Annotated in this window: 15 protein-coding genes; 3 read left to right on the top strand and 12 right to left on the bottom strand. The window is 53.9% G+C overall.

The genetic code is table 11. The features are described from left to right. The first annotated feature begins 574 nt into the window (after positions 1 to 574). Positions 575 to 1,090 carry a hypothetical protein gene (locus EYB48_RS08970; RefSeq protein ID WP_162020011.1) on the top strand — a complete coding sequence of 172 codons (516 nt, stop codon included), beginning with the start codon at positions 575 to 577 and terminating at the stop codon, positions 1,088 to 1,090. A gap of 1 nt (position 1,091) precedes the next feature. After that, complete coding sequence (locus tag EYB48_RS08965) at positions 1,092 to 1,400, top strand: hypothetical protein (RefSeq protein ID WP_162020010.1); 309 nt, start codon at positions 1,092 to 1,094, stop codon at positions 1,398 to 1,400. Between the two features lie 450 nt (positions 1,401 to 1,850). Here EYB48_RS08965 and EYB48_RS08960 read toward each other — a convergent pair whose 3' ends face one another. From EYB48_RS08960 to EYB48_RS08910, 11 genes are all read right to left on the bottom strand, one after another. Beyond that, the gene (locus tag EYB48_RS08960) at positions 1,851 to 2,267 is read right to left on the bottom strand and encodes a VOC family protein (protein ID WP_235935003.1); all 417 of its coding nucleotides are present in this window, start codon (positions 2,265 to 2,267) and stop codon (positions 1,851 to 1,853) included. A gap of 202 nt (positions 2,268 to 2,469) precedes the next feature. After that, positions 2,470 to 3,063 (bottom strand): putative adenosine monophosphate-protein transferase Fic, encoded by a 594-nt coding sequence (locus tag EYB48_RS08955; protein ID WP_162020009.1) that lies wholly within the window; start codon positions 3,061 to 3,063, stop codon positions 2,470 to 2,472. Next, a complete protein-coding gene (locus EYB48_RS08950; RefSeq protein WP_162020008.1) occupies positions 3,053 to 3,208 on the bottom strand; it encodes a YhfG family protein in 156 nt (51 codons plus the stop codon). The genes EYB48_RS08955 and EYB48_RS08950 overlap by 11 nt, the downstream gene beginning before the upstream one ends. 1,310 nt (positions 3,209 to 4,518) lie before the next feature. Continuing rightward, a complete protein-coding gene (locus EYB48_RS08945; RefSeq protein WP_162020007.1) occupies positions 4,519 to 5,718 on the bottom strand; it encodes an acetate/propionate family kinase in 1,200 nt (399 codons plus the stop codon). Next, a complete protein-coding gene (locus tag EYB48_RS08940) occupies positions 5,715 to 7,139 on the bottom strand; it encodes a bifunctional enoyl-CoA hydratase/phosphate acetyltransferase (RefSeq protein WP_162020006.1) in 1,425 nt (474 codons plus the stop codon). The genes EYB48_RS08945 and EYB48_RS08940 overlap by 4 nt, the downstream gene beginning before the upstream one ends. 9 nt (positions 7,140 to 7,148) lie before the next feature. Further along, positions 7,149 to 7,928, bottom strand: a complete 780-nt coding sequence (fabI, locus tag EYB48_RS08935; protein WP_162020005.1) for an enoyl-ACP reductase FabI — start codon at positions 7,926 to 7,928, stop codon at positions 7,149 to 7,151. A gap of 49 nt (positions 7,929 to 7,977) precedes the next feature. Then, entirely contained in the window at positions 7,978 to 9,138 is a 1,161-nt protein-coding gene (locus EYB48_RS08930) for an ABC transporter permease (protein ID WP_202927740.1), read from the bottom strand. Positions 9,139 to 9,150: 12 nt separating this feature from the next. Then, the gene (locus tag EYB48_RS08925) at positions 9,151 to 10,305 is read right to left on the bottom strand and encodes an ABC transporter permease (RefSeq protein WP_162020004.1); all 1,155 of its coding nucleotides are present in this window, start codon (positions 10,303 to 10,305) and stop codon (positions 9,151 to 9,153) included. Then, complete coding sequence (locus EYB48_RS08920; protein WP_162020003.1) at positions 10,302 to 12,392, bottom strand: ATP-binding cassette domain-containing protein; 2,091 nt, start codon at positions 12,390 to 12,392, stop codon at positions 10,302 to 10,304. The genes EYB48_RS08925 and EYB48_RS08920 overlap by 4 nt, the downstream gene beginning before the upstream one ends. A gap of 4 nt (positions 12,393 to 12,396) precedes the next feature. Then, positions 12,397 to 13,509 carry an HlyD family secretion protein gene (locus tag EYB48_RS08915; protein ID WP_162020002.1) on the bottom strand — a complete coding sequence of 371 codons (1,113 nt, stop codon included), beginning with the start codon at positions 13,507 to 13,509 and terminating at the stop codon, positions 12,397 to 12,399. 17 nt (positions 13,510 to 13,526) lie between these two features. Then, entirely contained in the window at positions 13,527 to 14,969 is a 1,443-nt protein-coding gene (locus EYB48_RS08910; RefSeq protein WP_162020001.1) for a TolC family protein, read from the bottom strand. A gap of 124 nt (positions 14,970 to 15,093) precedes the next feature. On the opposite strand from EYB48_RS08910, the gene EYB48_RS08905 reads away from it, so the two are divergent. Continuing rightward, positions 15,094 to 16,890: a PHA/PHB synthase family protein gene (locus EYB48_RS08905; RefSeq protein ID WP_162020000.1), complete on the top strand. Its 1,797-nt coding sequence runs from the start codon at positions 15,094 to 15,096 to the stop codon at positions 16,888 to 16,890. A 101-nt stretch (positions 16,891 to 16,991) separates the two neighbouring features. On the opposite strand, the gene EYB48_RS08900 is transcribed toward EYB48_RS08905, so the two are convergent. After that, a complete protein-coding gene (locus EYB48_RS08900) occupies positions 16,992 to 17,936 on the bottom strand; it encodes a DUF808 domain-containing protein (protein ID WP_162019999.1) in 945 nt (314 codons plus the stop codon). Positions 17,937 to 18,010: the final 74 nt, after the last annotated feature.

Below are 18,010 nucleotides of genomic sequence, written 5' to 3'. Positions count from 1 at the left end.
CGATCACGCCTTATAGTTGCGACTATAACAGCAAATCATCTAAAATAAATATTAAATAAGCAACTTCAATCCCAGGCGACTCAGCACCCGCCGACTAATCAGGCAGGGGCTGAATCTGTGTTGAATTTGAGGGAAAGAAAACAAAGAGGATAAGGCCGTAAAGCGTAAGCCTTTGGTAAGGCCGTAAGGCGTAAGCCTTTGGTAGGGCGCATCAAGATGCGCCGTATGGAGGCCTGAGTAATATGAGCGACGTTTAAATTCCTGCTGATCTTCTTTGTTTTTTTGTTATGGTTTCCTATTCAGCTGCTGAAGAGGAAACAGCACGAAAGGCATATCGCGATGCGCCGCATGCATTAGCAATTTTCACCAAGTTTTTTCAAACCATAGCCCGCCCTATCGTAAGGAAAAACGCCAGCTTCCACTAAACGTTGAAAACTCAAATTAAGCCGATCTGAAACGCTGTCGAATCAGTCATGTGTAACTGGGTGGCTGTAAACTTCATCCTCATACGGCGCATCGTGATGCGCCCTACCACGGGATTGCACCTTACCGCGTTGCATTCGTCAATGGACGTATGCCGGGCATTATCGGGCACGAGACGGAAGACCTGTGGTGGCAGGCTGTGCGAGATAAAGCCATGACTGCTCAAGAGGCACGTGCCGTGGCGATTAGGAATGGCGCGGATATTCCTGATAATGTTAGATTTGGAGTGTTAAGCGATAAGGAATATATCGATCGTTTTGGCGCGGATTCGTGGGCAAGTTATGCGAGATTCAAAGTGAGCGGTAACGGTTCTATCCCAATGCGAGCAACAAGTCCAGGTCAGACAGCCTTGTTGAATACAGATGGCAATTTAGTAGTGTATGTCCGTGAGAAGGTGCTCACCAGTGAGCGGGCGACTACGGCGGTCTTTGCGCATGAAAGCTTGGAAGCTGAGGAGTTGATGTATGCGTTCCGGGAGAATGCAGGTTCAATGAGCTATAAGAAGTTTAATGACTTGGTGCGCAATAACCAGCCAGGAAATCTGCATAATGATGCGCGTGATCTCGGTGATTATCTGGTGCGTCAAATGATTAAAAAAGGAAAATAATATGATCGATGGGATGGATTCAATTCTTAACATGTTTCAGCGAGGTGTAATGCCTCTTTGGGAAGTTGTGTCTTGGACAGTGAAACGTTTAGCAGAAGGGGGATGCGAAAAAGCCGAGTTCGAAAACTTACCTGATTGGCTAAAAGAGGCCGTGATTGCAGATATTGTGCAGTTCGAAAAAGACGGCGAATGGTATGTGATTGGCTCCAATTCCCCTGGGGAGGATTACGCTCCGTATGCCGTGGCAGTGCGTGCACAGATACTGGAGCCTCTGGGGCTCATCGCGCCGCATTGGGACGCTGATCGCTAACAGTCAATCATGCTGGCGTTGATCTTGGCAATGCGCTGGGGTCTTCTCTCGCAAGGCCGTAAGGCGTAAACCTTTGGTAGGGCGCATCAAGATGCGCCGTATGGAAGCCTGAGTAACATGTGGGACGTTTAAATTCCTGCTGATCTTCTTTGTTTTTTTTGTTATGGTTTCCTCTTCAGCTGCTGAAGAGGAAACAGCACGAAAGGCATATCGCGATGCGCCGCATGCATTAGCTATTGTCATCAAGTTATTTCAATTCACTGACTGCGCTATCGTAAGGCTACACGCCAGCTTCCACTAAACGAGAAAACCCGAATAAAGCCGATCTGAAACGCTATCGATTCAGTCATGTGCAACTGGGTAGCTGTAAACTTCATCCGCATACGGCGCATCGTGATGCGCCCTACCACGGGATTGCACATTACTACGCTAAATGTATTGGTATGAACTTTAGCTGTTGAGACTGACATCCTGATTTGAATCCAGTTCTTCGCCAAACATTATCCTATGTCCATCAACGGATACGATGCCGAACTCTCTCATCCCCCAAGGTTCATCCGTCAAAGGTTTCATCATCTCGACCAGCTTCGAATACAACTCGTCAAACAAAGCTGTCGCATCCGTAACCGTGATGTAGGCAAAATAGGAATGATCGCCTAAGGCCTTAGGCGCAATCGCGTCAGGGCACTCGCCAAGCATGAGCGAAAAATTATCCCTGGACAGAAAACACCAGCCACCCTCTTCAAATTCAACATCCATTCCCAACTTATCGCGATAAAAAGGGACTGACACTTTAAGGCCAGGTACAGCAAGAACGAATCTGGACTGTGTCAACATGATGTTTTTTCTGGTGTTTTCTGGTGTCATGATCATTGACCTATTCGATAAAGACAAAGTGCGCAAAATCTAAGTGTTATCACATAACACCAGCACGTAGGGAGCTTCGCGATGCACCATACCGCGTTAGCACGGCTTTACGGACTATGGTCACCCACTATTTCTTGCGTTTTTGGTTTTCAGCACCGATGTGTGGTTTCAGGCTCGGCAAGGATGGGACAACAGGCTTGCCTCAGATGCGCGTCAGTGCGCGATTCAGGAGGGCTTTGAGTGGCTCTAACCGGCAATGGTAGGCCTCGATGTTAGCTGCGACCCATTCAGCCCGACCAATCGGCTCCCAGCGCAACGCATAGCCAGCATTGATACTGATGACCTCAAACAGCAAGCGCTGGGCACGTCCGTTTCCATCGCGGAATGGATGGATCACATTGAGTTCGCCGTAGTAGTGGGCCAAACGGGTAAGGAATTGATTGCGCGGCAAGTCGATAAGATAGTCTTCTTGTGCCAGAAGCCTAAAGAGCTTCTCCGCCTCCGGTTCGATCCGGCTGATGCTGGCGAACCGTGTGCTACCTTTACTGATGTCAACCGTGCGCAGTTCTCCTGCCCAGTCGTAGATATCCTGGAATATGTGGAAATGGATGGCGCGCAGAGCCGACAAGGAAATATCGTCGAAATCAGGCAAGAATTGTTCAATGCATGCCTGCGTGTGTTCGATTTCGGCCGCTTCCAAGCTATCCCCGTCCATCAAGCCAAGCTTATTGATTAAGACATCGGAATTGGGATAGCAGTACTGTTTGTCATGGCCTGTCCCGTATTTATCGGACATGCTTGGATTTGAGCACCACCGGTTTTGTCGTTGATTTAGTGGTGCTGACCGTGCGCGGTTCCAACCCTTCGAGACGCAAGCTGGCGCGATAATTCTCGGTACGTAACTTCAGGAACACCTGGCGCTTCATTTCATTTGTCAGCATCGCAATACTCCTAGATGATTAGTGAGCTTGTGCCTGTATTGTAACGTAACTCACTTGCTCCCTATTGTGTATACGAAATTAGGACGGCTATTTTGCTGAGACCTTAGCACGTAGGGCAATGGAATGGACTTCTCCTCGATGAACTGACTTGTTTGGCGATTCATCAGTTTGGCATAGTTGATGCCATAGGGGGAGGTGCCCATGCCATTGCCTTACTTGTGCGGGTTACGGCCCTTAATACACTTAACTATTACCCACCACCCAGCCATCAGTACCGTAATAGTGGCGAAAATTATTCGTATCACCTGATTCACCAACAACCATCGCAGCCATTTCGATTCAGCTGAGGATGCCGCTGCATATGTACCATTCTGCTTACATACTTCGACAGCATCAGGACAATAATCTGCATCTTCAGGCCACAATCCATCTTTGGGAATGCAACTTGGCAATTGTTGACTCACTCGTTGCAAGCAGTTCGTTAACAATTGATTGGATTCTAATACTTCTCGCTCGGCTAATTCACTCATGATTTGTATGAAATAGAGAGTCAAACCTGAAGTCAGAAAAAAAACTGCTATCCATCGATTTACAGGATTCCAAGTCATTTTTGTTTTTCTTTATGTGAGCTTATTTCCTCTTTCGGGAATAAACGTTTGATACATAACGCTTCCTGTTTAATCATTATGATCGAGGCCGATATTGTGTCCCGCTTCATGAGTAACTATAGAGGAAGAAAATGCAATCTAGAAATATCACAATTTGGAATATAGTATGCACACTGAGTTTCCCCAGAAATTTAAGGCCGTAAGGCGTTAGCCTTTGGTAGGGCGCATCAAGATGCGCCGTATGGAGGCCTGAGTAATATGTGAGACGTTTAAATTCCTGCTGATCTTCTTTGTTTTTTTTTGTTATGGTTTCCTCTTCAGCTGCTGAAGAGGAAACAGCACGAAAGGCGCATTGCAATGTGCCGCATGCATTAGCTATTGTCATCAAGTTTTTTCAAACCACAGCCCGCCCTGTCGTAAGGAAAAACGCCAGCTTCCACTCAACAATGAAAACCCGAATAAAGCCGATCTGAAACGCTATCGACTCAGTCATGTGTAACTGGGTGGCTGTAAACTTCATCCTCATACGGCGCATCCTGATGCGCCCTACCTCAGGATTGCACCTTACCGCGTTGGTGTTTTCTGGTGTCATGATCATTGACCTATTCGATAAAGACAAAGTGCGCAAAATCTAAGTGTTATCACATAACACCAGATTTTATTTCTTTAACTGAGAAACATGTTCACGCTCCTCAAAACGACTCAGACACCTGCCAACAACTGTGCCGCATCCTGCGCCGCAATGCGGCCTTCGTCGGTAGGGATGACCCAGATTTCTGCGCTGCTGTCGGGGCTATGGATGGCGCAGATCGCGTTGCCGTCGGCGGCGTGGTTTGCAGCAGGGTCAAGTCGCAGGCCCAGGTAATGCAGACCGGCGATGACGTCGGCGCGTAGCTGTACGTCATGCTCGCCGATGCCACCGGTGAAGGCGATGGCATCGATACCGCCGAGTACCGCAGTCAGTGCGCCGCATTCACGCAGGATGCGGTAGGCGAACATGCGTATTGCGAGCGCGGCGCGTGGATCGGATGAGGCGCGCAGGGTGCGCATATCGGCCGAGATGCCGGATACACCGAGCAAACCGGATTGCGTGTACAGCGTGTTTTCTATGCGTTTGGCATCCCAGCCATCCTGTAGCAAATGCAGCAGCACGCCGGGGTCGAGCGCGCCGCAGCGGCTGCCCATCATCAAGCCATCCAGTGCAGAAAATCCCATGGTGGTGGCGATGCTGATACCCTGCTGCATGGCGCACAGGCTGGCACCATTGCCCAGATGCGCCATGATCACGCGCTGACCGGCACGCGCCGAAACCTGCGCCAGATGGCTGGCGACATAACGGTAAGACAAACCATGAAATCCATAGCGTCGTATGCCCTGCTGACTCAGTTCTGCAGGCAAGGCAAAGCGGTATTCCAGCTCCGGCATTTGCGCATGAAAGCCGGTATCAAAACAGGCCACGTGCAGACAATCGGGAAAGGCGGTGCGAAAGGCTTCGACACCGTCCAGATTATGCGGCTGATGCAGCGGCGCCAGATGGTGCAGGCTGCGCAGATAAGTCAGCATCGCCTCATCCACCACCACTGAATCGGCGCAGCGTTCACCACCATGCACTACGCGGTGCGCCACCGCGACGATTTGCGCACCATCGCTGTGTAAGCCTATCTGTTCACGCAGCAGTGTCAGCATGGCGTGAAAAGCATCGCCCGTAACCGGTACTGCGACCAGCGTCAGCGCATGTTGTTCGCCTTCATAACGCAGGGTGGCACGTGGCTGTCCGCCCGGCTCCAGACCTTCGGCCAGACCAGACAATATCACCTCGCCGAGTTCCTGCTGCACTAACTGATATAGCGCGAATTTAATACTGGAGGAACCCGAATTCACCGCCAGAATTGCGCGACTCATGGCGCTTTTTTCCGGTATTGATGGGCCAGTAATTTGACCAGCGCAGCCGATGCGACTCGCGCACTGGCGCCATCGGCACGACTGGTCAGCGCAATCGGCACTCTGGCGCCAAGCACGATGCCGCAGGTGGCGGCACCAGCCAGATATTCAAATTGTTTTGCCATCATATTGCCCGACTCCAGATCCGGCACCATCAGAATATCGACGTCCCCTGCAACTGGCGACTGTATACCCTTGATACGCGCAGCCTCAGCAGAGATCGCATTATCAAAAGCCAGTGGGCCATCGATCAATGCGCCTGTGATTTGCTTGCGGTCTGCCATTTTGCACAGCGCGGCAGCATCGAGCGTGGATTGCATTTTAGCGTTCACACTTTCCACTGCGGCCAGCAAAGCGACTTTGGGCTGACTGATCTGCAATGCGTGTGCCAGTTCTATCGCATTCTGCAGGATGTCGGCTTTTTCATTGAGACCGGGTGCGATATTCAGCGCCGCATCGGTCAGCAATAAAACCTTATGGTACATAGGTACATCCAGATGGAATACATGCGACAGCCGGCGCTTGGTACGCATGGCCGTGCATTGCACGACTGCCGACATCAGCTCATCGGTATGCAGGCTGCCCTTCATCAGCGACTCGACCTCGCCATTGGCTGCCATCTGTACCGCTGTTTCTGCGGCTGCGTGACTGTGCGGCACATCGACGACACGTATGCCATCCAATGACAGCCCGGCTTCACTGGCCAATTGCTGCAACCTGGCGGCAGGCGCCACCAATACCGGAATGATCAAACCCTGACGCGCCGCATCGATTGCGCCTTTGAGCGATTCTGCATCGCAGGGATGAACCACGGCGCACAGCACCGGCGCCAGATCGGCCACGCTGTGTATCAATGCTTGCTGACGTGCCCCCAGGTCGAACATAGCCAGGGTCGGCAAATGCGCGCGCGGACGTGCGACCGCCAGCGTTGGTGCGATCACCAGCGCGGTGCCAGACACCACGGTCACACCTTTTTGATTCAGAATTTCACACGCGAGAGTGACGCGCTTTTTTTCATCATCTTTCGCGGTCACCGTCACAGACACCGTGAGCGCATCACCGATATGCACAGGCTTACAGAAATGCAGATTCTGTTCCAGATAAATCGTACCTGGCCCCGGCAACTGAGTACCAAGTACCGCCGAGATCAGCGCACCACCCCACATGCCATGTGCAATCACGCCATGGAACAGCGTGGCATCTGCATATTCCGCATCCAGATGCGCCGGATTGACATCGCCCGAGACAGTAGCGAAGGCCTGGATATCAGCATGCGTCAGGGTTCTTTCGGTACTGGCACGTTGTCCGATGTAGAGATCGTCATACACCACATTCACTATCTGTTGCTGGTCGCTGGCGACCGGATACACAGGATCATTCATCTTTTTTCCTCAATTCACGATGTGATAGCCGCCATCGACATACAGGGTCTGACCCGTCATGCCGGACGCTGCATCGCTGACAAGAAACGCCGCCAGCTGACCAATTTCATCCAATGTCACCAGACGACGCAAAGGTGCGCGCTGTCTGGCCTTGTCCATCAAGCCGTCAAAATCCTGCAAACCAGATGCGGCGCGGGTTGGTACCGGGCCAGGCGAGACCGCATGCACACGGGTTCCGGCCGGGCCCATCTCACTGGCCAGATAACGTACCAGCGATTCCAGCGCCGCCTTGACCGGCCCCATCAGGCCATAATGATCGACCGCTTCCGCCGCGCCCAGATAAGTCATGGTAATCAGGCTGGCCGATGGGCTCAGATGTGGTTCGCATAGCTTAGCCAGACGTGCGAAGGAATGACAAGAAATATCCATCGCACGGCAAAAACCTGTGGCAGAACTGTCGATCACGCGTCCGTGCAAATCGTCCAACGGTGCCCAGGCGATAGAGTGAATCACAAAGTTGATGCGCTGTCCGTCTGCTGTCGCCTGTTGCACCAGGTTTGCCAGTGCATCTTCCTGCTCCACATTACATACGATCAGCGGTGCCTCAACTTGCTGCGCCAGCGGCGCGACAAACTGCGCTGCTTTTTCATTCACACAACTGAGCACCAGTTGCGCCCCCAGGGCATGCGCCACTTTTGCGCAACCCCAGGCGATACTGTGCTCGTTGGCCAGCCCGATAATCAAACCACGTTTGCCTTGCAGGGACATTGGAGCGGAATTTTGATGCATAGCTTATCCTTTTTCTGTCAAAAAGCCTTGTGCAGTTTTTTTGCAGCGATCATTGAAATTGTTTTTTAAAGCGCAGCATGGTCACACTGCGTACCAGCAAACCAATTACGACTATGCCCGCGAACATGGGCCATAACACGGTCATACCCGCGCCCTTCATCAGGATGCCGTAACTGGCATTGATGTAGTAATACAGCGGCGACACATACATCCCCCAGCGCATGACGGCGGGCATGGCTTCCGGCGGCGTCCAGGCACCGGATAAAAACATCATCGGTGCCAGTATCAGGATCACCATCATGCCAGCCTGCGCCATATTGCGGGTGACGGTTGCAATGCCTATACCTATACCTGCCAGCGTACTCACATAAACCGTGGTCAGTGCAAAAAACAGCAGCAAACTGCCTGCCACCGGTATAGCAAACACCGGTACCAGTACACCAAACAGACCCAGTGCAGTACCGCCCAGGATCACCGCTACCATCGCAATAACCTTAGGCAGCATGATTTGCAGCGGCGACAGCGGCGACACCAGCAATTGCTCTATCGTGCCGCGTTCTTTTTCCCTGACCATGGCGGCCGCTGGCAACAGCATGGAAAACAGGGTCACGACATTCAGCAATTCAGAAATCCCCATAAACCAGGCATCGTTCTGATTCGGATTAAACCAGACCCGGGTGTGATTGCTAATCACCGGTCCGGTAGCCAGGCCAGCATCGAGGTCGACACCGAGCCGGCTGGCGCTTTGCTCCAGTCCATAGCGCGCAATGATCTGGGTCGCATCCACCGCTGCCAGAAAACCCTGTACCGAATTTGAAGCATCAATCTGCATCTGCACAGCAGTGCCATCACCTCGCGCGAGTGCAGCACCGAAGCCAGGCGGTATATCCAGCACCGCCATCGCCTTGCCATCATCCAGCATTTGCTGCCCCTGTTCAGGATGCGTCATGGCTCCGGCCCAGCGAAATTCCGGCGGCATGAAGCGCGCCGCCAGCTCACGCGAAGCAGCTGTGCGATCACTATCCGATAAGACTAATGCCGCATTATTTAACTGGAATGACACACCGGACGCTGCGTTATAAATATCGGCAGTAAATGCATACAGCACGAATACCAGTAAGACCGGATCGCGCAGCAATTGCAATAACTCTTTCCAGGTCATCGCCTGCACCCGACGCCACCAGACCCGGTTCAAAAAAAATAAAGTCACCGTGCTACTCCCTTAATTTGCAGGACGTTTATGGAAGGCCAGAAAACCCGCACTGAACAAGCCAAACGAATACAGGACCAGGATCAGCATATCCGGCCACAGAGCAGCAAAACCCACGCCTTTCAGGAAACTGCCAATTGCAATCTCGGCGTAGTACATGCCGGGCAAGGCATGCGCAATCACGCTGGCCACTGCCGACAATGAAGGGATAGGAATAATCATGCCGGAGTACAGCACCGCAGGCACCACCGTCACGATGGCCGTGCCTACCATAGCCGCGACCTGGGTATTGACCATCACCGACACCAGCAAACCTATGCCCGTGGTACAGACCACATACAGGATGGTGGCGAGCAGGAAAAACAGCAGATTCCCCTTGAACGGCGCACCAAACAGGAATAAGGCAAAAGCGGTCAGCAGACAGGCGTTCACCACTGAAATCGCGACATAGGGTAAGAGTTTGCCAACCAGGTATTCACCGCGCGACAGCGTGGACGAATAGACGTTGTAAATCGCGCCCGATTCTTTTTCCCTGACCACGCCGAGTGCGGTCAGAAACGGCGGTGACAGCATCAGGATCACCATAATCAGCTTGGGTGCGATAGACCAGATACTTTTGACTTCCTGGTTATACAAATAGCGTATTTCCACCTTAACCGGCTGAAACGCAGCGCGCAGCGTGGCTTGTGGAATCCCGCTGAGTGCAGATAAATGCGCGGATAACTGTTCGATATTGGCCGCTGCATTGATAGCGCTGACATAGCCCTTGGCGGTCAGTGCGCGGAATGGGAAAGTACCATCGATCCAGGTTTGCACATCGGCTGGCTGACCGGCTTTCAGGCGGACGCCAAACTGCGGTGGAATAATAATCACGGCGCGTATGCTGTTATCCATCACCAGTTTTTCGAGTTCGGATTCACGCTGACTGTAGGCCTGAAAAGCGAAGTAACGTGAATCACTGAACTGATGTGCATATTCGCGCGAGCTGACCGACTGATCGTAGTCGACGATTGCCAGCGGTATATGCTCCACATCGAGTGACAAGCCGTAGCCAAACAACAGCATCAGCAGTGAAGGTACCACAAACGCCAGCGTGAAGAACAAACGGTCACGCACAATTTCGCGCCACTCTTTATACGCGACGACACGGATACGACGCAGGTTCATGAGCTGCCTTTCTGATGTTGGGCATCCTGTTGTTCCAGGCTGGTCACGATATGAACAAACACATCTTCCATGGACAGGCGACGCGGCCTGAGTGCGCTCACCTCAAACGCCTGCAGACTGGTGCGCACACGCTGGCTGTCAGTCTCCGGGTCTTTCAGCAGCACATGCAGCTTAGGGCCAAACAGACTGGCGCTGGCAAAACCGGCTTGCTGTAATACCTGTAAGGCTTGCGGCGCATCTGTGCAATCGACTTCCACTAACTGACCGGCTTCCTGCTCCAGACGGTTTTTTAATTGTTCCGGCGAGGCATCCGCCACCACCCGCCCTGCATACATCAGTGCGATATGATCGCAATGCTCGGCTTCCGACATATAGTGGGTGGTGACCAGTATCGTTACATGTTCTTCACGCGACAAACGGAACAGCACATCCCAGAATGCGCGCCGTCCCAGCGGATCAACGCCTGAAGTCGGTTCATCTAAAAATAAAACCTGAGGCCGGTGTATCAGCGCGCAACCCAGCGCCAGCCGCTGCCGCAAACCCATAGGCAGGCTGGCGGTCAGCGCATGACCAAAGGGACGCAAGCCAGCCATATCGAGTATCCAGTCCATGCGCTCGGCAGTCTGTTGCCGGCTCAGTCCATAGATACCCGCATACAGCCGTATATTTTCCAGTACGCTCAGATCCAGATACAGGGAAAATGCCTGCGACATATAGCCTATGCGTTCGCGTATCTGCAAACCCGCAGTCCGCATATCGGCACCGGCCACCATGCCTTGCCCGCTACTCTGGGTCAGGATGCCGGTCAACATTTTGATGACCGTGCTTTTGCCCGCACCATTCGCCCCCAGCAGACCAAAAATCTCACCCTGCGGCACTTGAAAACTGACCTGATCGACGGCTTTGAATTCGCCGAAATGGCGACTCAGTTCACGCGCCTCTATCGCCAGCTGCTGCGTTGCTGGCTGCGCCACAGAGACGACAGCAGCGGTATTTGCAACCGTAGCAACGACAGGCTCAGCTACATTCGCATCCGCAGCGGCGCGCTGTCTGAGCAAAGCGATAAACACATCTTCCAGCTCCGCATCCAGCACCTCAGTCTGCGCCTGGGCAATCGCGGGAGTCTGCTGCAAAGTCTGCAGCACTTGCTGACGCGCCGCGTCGGCATCGGCATCGGCACTATCCACAAATACGCGGATTTCCTGGCCCAGTGCTTCCAGTTGTGGAAAGCGCTGGGTCAGACGCTGTACCGCTGCCATCTGCTGCTGCGCATCCGCACAGATGGTGCTGACGATGCAACCGGCCGCCAGATCCTTCATGCGTGCGGGTTCGCCCGAGGCCAGGATTTTCCCTTCATGCATCAGCGACACGCGGTGAAAGCGGCTGGCTTCATCCATATACGCAGTCGAGACCAGCGCGGTAATGCCTTTTTCCTGCAACAGACGTGACAAGATGCTCCAGAATTCACGGCGCGATACCGGGTCCACGCCGGTAGTCGGCTCGTCCAGGATGACTAATTTGGGTTCGTGGATCAGCGTGCAAACCAGACCCAACTTTTGCTTCATGCCACCCGACAGATTTTTCATAGGGCGATCACGAAAACGTTCCAGGCGCGTGCTTTTCAGCAGCGCCTCTTTACGCTCGCGCAAAGCCTCAGCGCTCAGCAAACGCAGGCCACCGAAATAATCGATGTTTTCTTCGACCGACAAATCGCCATACAGATTCTGTCCCAGCCCTTGCGGCATCAGGCCTATTCTGTCCTTGATCAGTTCACTGTCGGCCTCATTGCGTATCAGTTGCGAAAACACGCGCAGCTCGCCCTCATCATGCGCCAGCACACCGGCAACCGCTTTTAGCAGACTGCTTTTGCCAGCGCCATCGGGACCGATCAGGCCATAGATTTCACCGGGCCGCACTTGCAGGCTGATGTGATCCAGCGCCAGATGAGCGCCATAACGTTTGACCAGATGATTCGCTTCGACCAGCCAGGGCTGAGGCGCACCGGGCACTTCAGCTGCAGCGGTGGCGGCGGTGGCAGTGCTGGCATTGGTCGCAGCAGCGCCATCCTTGTTAAATAACAGCGGCATAGGCTTATTTCCAGCGCGGTTTTTGCCACGCCACGTCCTGCTTCCAGCGTATCACTGCATCGGCTGGTATGCCCGGTGTCAGCTGATGTTCAGGATTGTTGGTGATGCGCAGTTTGACTGCATACACCAGCTTGGTGCGTTCATCGGTAGTCTGGACTTCTTTCGGTGTGAATTCAGCGCGTGCAGCGATATAGCTGACCGTCGCGTCAAAGAACTTGTCGCCAGCCGCATCGGTGTAGACGCGCACTGGCAAGCCCAGTTTAACTTGTCCGATTTTGGATTCCGGCACATAGACTTTGAGGTAGAGCCGGTCCAGATTCACCATTTCCAGTATCGCGCCGCCCGGCATCACGACTTCACCCGGTTCGCGCAAACGGCTCAGCACCACGCCGCTGTCGGGGGCGGTGATTTGCAAATCTTTGAGTACAGTTCCGGCTTCGCTGACGCCAGCTGCTGCCCGTTCACGCTGCGCACCTAAGGCATTCACCTCCTGTTGACGGGCGCGGATTTTTTCATTGCCCAGATTCGCTTGTGCCACACCCTGCGCGGCGCGCTTCACCGCTTCTTCAGCCGCATGCACATCAGTACGCGCGACCTGCCAGGCCAGATCCGCCTGTTCATAGCGATGGCGCTCAATCACGCCGCGCTCAAACAATTCCTTGTGGCGCTGCGCATCACGCTGACTCTGCTGCTCAACGGCGCTGGCTTTACTCAGCATGGCGCGCGCCTGACTCAGGCTGGCCTCAGCCAGTGCCAGTCCCATAGGCACTTCTTTTTGTGCGACATCCAGACTGGCCTGAGCCGACTTCCATTGCGCCTCGGTGGCATTCAGCACCTGCCGCGCCTGTTCGGTTTTAGCCTGAAAACTCTCGTCTTCCAGTTGCGCCACCAGTGCACCGGCAGCCAGCGTATCGCCCTCTTTCGCCAATACCTTCAGCACACGGCCCGGATACTTAGCCGCAGCGATGATGCGCTCGCCCTCTACCCTGCCGCTTGCCACGATCAGGCCATCCGGCATGGGGCGGCTGCTACTGAAGTAATACGCGAGACCGGCGACGATCGCCACGCCAGCCACACCCAGCAAGACCGGACCCAGATTTTTTTGTTTGCTTTGCATAGTCATTCCTTGCAGATTTATTGGTGGTGAGCAGCCAGCATGCCGGCCGCATAGAGCAGTTGCAGGCGTGCCAGTTCATGGTCGTAAATGGCGTTATCGCGGTTGGAATAGGCTTGCAGACGGCGCGTCTCGGCATCCAGCACATCACCGTTCGGTGCCAGCCCTGAGCGGTAGCGTTCACGCGCCAGGTTCAGCACCTCATCGGCCTGTTCAACCGCAGTTGCCACCAGCCCCAGCCTTTGCCGGGTTTCCTGCTGATTCATCCAGGCCTGTCTGACTTGCAGCTGGATTTTTTCCTGGTGGTCCTGCGCCAGTTCAGCCACAGCGCGGGCGTTGGCAGACAATTGCGAGGATTGCTGGCGTACCTGACCGCCATCAAACAACTCCCACTTCATCACAAGCCCGGCCCACCAACCCTTATCCTGCGCCAGATAGCGGTTTTCCAGTTTGTTATAACCGGCACTCACGCCTAGCTGCGGCAAGTGGCTGGCTTTCACGCTGGCGGCCTGATGCTGCAAAGCCTGCGACTGTTGACGCAGCGCCTGCAATTCAGGACGCTGCTCTTGCGCGGCCAGCAAATAGGCGCTCAGGCTCTGATGCAAATCTCGCCGCTCATGACCGGGATCGGTGACCAGATCCTGCAGTTCAACTTTGTCGTCATAGGCGCGGCCCAGCCAGCGGTTGTAGGCGGAACGTGCCAGCGACAAGCCATTCTCTGCCTGCAATTGCCACTGCAAAGCATTGGCCAGCGCGACTTCGGTCGCCAGCACATCATGTCTGGCCACATAACCGCGTTCATGCAAAGCCTGCACATCAGCGCGGTGTTTTTGCATGGCCTGTACATGGCTGTGGCTGACCTGCAGCGCATGCTCTGCTCGCAATACCTGTACATAGGATTGTGCAATCGCGAGTTTCAGCTCGCTGTAAGTCAGCCGGGTCTGCGCTGCACTGGCCTGCTGTTGTGCTTCCGCCGCCGCCACGCCTTGTGCGATACGGCCACTGGTGAATAAGGGGGCACTGACTGTCACGCCACCGAAATAACTGGCATCCTGCGCAAATGGCAGCGATGCGCCTTTAAGCATAGGCAGTGCCGGAATACTGATCTTGGCGGCTGGTTCGCTTTCTGTGCGCAGATAGCCCGCTTCCAGCGCCAGCTTAGGAAAGTAAGTCGCTTTGGCGGCTGCCAGCTGGGCATCCGCTGCATCCTGTCGGGCGCTGGAAGACGCGAGTAAATGGTCGCGCTTTAAGCCCTGCTCCCAGGCTTGTTGCAGGCTTTCTGCAGCGCTCGCCAGTGGGCTCAGCATCAGGCCATTGATGCAGATCAAACCAGCTGCAATTAAGTGAGTAGCGCCATCATTACGGCGATTTTCAGCGCAACAATGCGATGCAGGCCTTCTGTGCGGCAGCGCAAAATATTGTCGGATTCTGTCTGTTCGCAGAGTGAAAACGGAGTTTTTCATGAGACTATCCAGGAATGTTTTTTACAGTGTATTGCTGCAAATGCACTATCCAATTGATTCGAATCAATCGTGATCACTGCCAGGTTCGCCACAATGAAACTACAGCACGAAACCGGAGCCCACCATGAATCAGCCCAAAAGCAGCGCGCCATCCACATCTGCCCAGCCCGGCAGCATTTGCTACCTGACCCGTGAGCAGTCGGTACACCCGCTAGACCTGGCCTTGCACAATCAACTCGCACAATGGACAGGCGGCATTTCACCGGCCAGCGTGATCCTGGCCTGGATGGACTGGGGCTTACATTTGTCCTTCGCGCCGGGCAAGCAAATGGAGTTACAGCGCTTATGGCAACAGCAAATGGCGGAATGGCCTTTATTCCTGGGTCAGGCAGTACAGAACGGTACGACTCAGCCCGAGGCGGGCGACGATAAACGCTACAGCCACACTGGCTGGTCAGCCTGGCCCTATAACGCACTGGCGAAAAGTTTTTTGCAGAATCAGGCATGGTGGGACAGCGCAACCACGGGTGTACGTGGCGTACAAAGCCATCACGAAAACGTCGTCAGCTTTATGGCGCGCCAATGGCTGGATGTCCTGTCGCCAGTCAACTACCCGGCACTCAATCCCGAAGTGCTGGAGACGGCCCGCACTACCCAGGGCAGCAGTCTGCAGCATGGCATGCAACACTGGATGCAGGATGCAGCTGTTGCCTTGCAAGGAAAGCTACAAGCCAAGGCTGCTGCACCGGATTTACCCTATCAGCCCGGGCGCGATGTGGCGCTCACAGAAGGCAGTGTGGTATTCCGCAATCATCTGATAGAACTGATCCATTACCGGCCACTTAGCCCAAATACCTATGCCGAACCGGTGCTGATCGTCCCTTCCTGGATCATGAAGTATTACATTCTTGATCTGTCGCCGCAGAATTCCATGGTACGCTATCTGTTGGAACAGGGACATCAGGTATTCATGATTTCCTGGAAAAATCCGGATGCGGCTGACCGTGATCTGGGCATGAATGATTATCTGGAATCCGGCTTGTTTGCAGCCTTACAGCAAGTCAGCGACATAACGCAGCACGCGGCGATCCATGCGACTGGCTATTGTCTGGGCGGCACCTTGCTCGCCATTGGTGCCGCTGCACTGGCGAAGCGTCAATCCGATAACAATGCCCCCAAACTGGCCAGCATCAGCCTGCTGGCGGCACAGACTGACTTTAGCGAACCCGGCGAACTGGGCCTGTTCATCGATGAAAGCCAGCTCGCCATGCTGGATGCATTGATGTGGAAGCAGGGTTATCTGGATGGAAAGCAAATGGGCGCGTCTTTCCAGCTATTGAATTCACGCGATCTGATCTGGTCGCGCATCATGCGCCACTACATGCTGGGTGAAGACGATACGACCAATGATCTGATGTCCTGGAATGCCGATACCACCCGTATGCCTTACCGTATGCACAGCGAGTATCTGCAGCATCTGTTCCTGCACAATGATCTGGCGCAGGGCCGCTATCTGTACGAAGGGCAGCCGCTGCATCTGCAAGACATACAGGTGCCGCTATATGTGGTGGGCACGGTCAAAGATCATGTCTCCCCCTGGAAATCCGTTTTCAAGATTCATCAGCTGACCGACACCACGGTAGATTTCATCCTCGCCTCAGGCGGACACAATGCCGGTATCGTGTCCGAACCCGGCCATGCCCACCGCAGCTATCAACTGGGTGTAAGCAGCGTGCAAGGCGCGATCAAACCCGATGCAGAGAGCTGGTTGCGGGATGCAGAAACAGTACAGGGTTCATGGTGGGAGCACTGGCATCAGTGGCTGGCGAAAAACAGCAGCGCAGCAAAGTCAGCAGCACAACTACCCGATGCCGCAGCCAGTCTGTGCGCAGCTCCTGGCAACTATGTGATGCTGCGCTGACTGGGTAATGAAAAAAGGGAGTCGCTCACATGAGGACTCCCTTTTTTTGATTTGCGTTTAATTTGCGTTTTATTTGCGTTCTTCCGCGCGAAACTCAATCTTCAGGCACGGCGGCTACGGATTTTACTCACAATACTTACCCCGGCTAACACCAGCGCACCGGCAATCACACCCAGCACAGTGTCAAAACTCATAGGAGTAATCACCGCCAACAGCTGACCACCCGGCAAGCCTTGCGCCAGATGAGTCAGGTTTTCACTCCAGTGGTGAGCAAATGGCAGGCCATGGGTCAGGATGCCACCGCCGACCATAAACATCGCGACTGTACCGATCACCGTCAGCGACTTCATCAGCAAAGGAGCGAAGGCTAGCAAGCCGCCACCGACCAGCTTTTGTATGCCGCCCAGTCCACCCGGAGACGCATGACGCTGCAGATACAAGCCCATATCGTCGAGCTTCACAATCGCTGCTACCAGTCCATACACGCCGACCGTCATCACGACTGCGATCAGCGATAGCACTGTCAGTTGCGACATGAAGGGCGCGGTCGCAACCGTACCCAGCGTGATGATCATGATCTCGGCACTGAGCACAAAATCGGTGCGGATCGCGCCTTTGATTTTTTCTTTTTCCAGCGCCAGGATATCCAGATCCTCTCTGGCCACGGCCGCCAGTAATTCATCCTGTTCCTGCTGCTCTTCTGCATCGGTATGCAAAAATGAATGCGCAATTTTTTCAAAGCCTTCATAGCACAAATAGGCGCCACCTATCATCAGCAAAGGCATTACCGCCCATGGTGCGAGTGCATTGAATAACAAAGCCAGCGGCAACAAAATCAGCTTATTTCGTATCGAGCCCACGGCTACTGCCCAAACCACCGGCAATTCACGCGCAGCACGCACACCTGAGACTTGCTCTGCATTCAGCGCCAGGTCATCACCGAGTACACCTGATGTTTTTTTTGCCGCGATTTTCGTCATGGCAGCGACGTCGTCCAATACAGTCGCAATATCATCAAACAAAGTCAATAAACTGGCACCAGCCATAAAACGCTTTCAAAAAAAATTAACATCCAAAAATTAGCTGTCAGGCTTGGCGAAAAAGCTGCCAGCCCTGATGC

Source organism: Cognatundibacterium crateris (assembly GCF_010078235.1).
Taxonomy (GTDB): Bacteria; Pseudomonadota; Gammaproteobacteria; order Burkholderiales; family Burkholderiaceae_D; genus Undibacterium; species Undibacterium crateris.
The sequence above is the reverse complement of the archived record's forward strand: the minus strand, read 5'-3'. Positions and strand labels throughout refer to the sequence as shown.